Genomic DNA, 913 nt, shown 5'->3' with positions numbered 1-913 from the left:
GTGTGACCGTCGGCGATCTCGCCAACCCGTTCTTCGTGCAGATCACCAAAGGTGCGGAGCTGAAGGCGCGCGAGCTGGCAGGTGACAAGGTCAACGTAACGCTGGTCTCCAGCGGCTATGATCTCGGTCAGCAGGTGGGGCAAATTGATAACTTCATCGCCGCCAAAGTGGACATGATCATCCTTAACGCCGCCGATTCCAAAGGCATCGCACCTGCGGTAAAACGTGCGCGTGATGCCGGGATTGTGGTGGTGGCAGTCGACGTGGCGGCAGACGGCGCTAACGCCACTATCACCTCCGATAACACCGCCGCCGGTGCCATGGCCTGTAAATACATCTCCGACCGCCTGAAAGCCAAAGGCAATGTGGTGATCATCAACGGACCGCCGGTTTCTGCGGTGCAGAACCGTGTGGAAGGCTGCATGAACGAGCTGAAAACCCATCCGGACATCAAGTTGCTCTCCTACAACCAGAACGCCAAAGGCAGCCGCGAAGGTGGCCTGGAAGTGATGACCGGCCTGCTGTCGGCTAATCCGAAGATTGATGCAGTGTTCGCGATTAACGATCCAACCGCGATTGGTGCCGATCTGGCGGCGAAACAGGCGCAGCGCAATGAATTCTTTATTGTCGGCGTCGATGGATCGCCAGACGGTGAAGAGGCGCTGAAACGCCAAGGCTCGCTGTTCGTGGCAACGCCAGCGCAAGACCCGCAGGTGATGGCGGCGAAAGCGGTGGAGATCGGCTATGACATCCTGCAGGGCAAACCCGCGCCAGATAAGCCGGTGCTGATTCCGGTGACGATGATCGATCGTAACAGCGTCAGCAGCTACAAGGGCTGGACGGTGAAGTAAGCCCACACAGATGTAGGGTCGCCATTCATGGCGACCTGAACCCCATAACGTGAGGAGCTTTC

1 protein-coding gene is annotated in these 913 nt (G+C 58.3%); it reads left to right on the top strand.

The window, feature by feature from the left end:
* Positions 1-851: ABC transporter substrate-binding protein (locus RTY00_RS19360; RefSeq protein WP_312665592.1), on the top strand; the 851-nt coding region annotated here is incomplete at its 5' end.
* Between the last annotated feature and the right edge of the window lie 62 nt (positions 852-913).

Origin of the sequence: Pantoea sp. CTOTU49201, from assembly GCF_032054795.1 — a bacterium.
Taxonomy (GTDB): domain Bacteria; phylum Pseudomonadota; class Gammaproteobacteria; order Enterobacterales; family Enterobacteriaceae; genus Pantoea; species Pantoea symbiotica.
The sequence above is the reverse complement of the archived record's forward strand: the minus strand, read 5'-3'. Positions and strand labels throughout refer to the sequence as shown.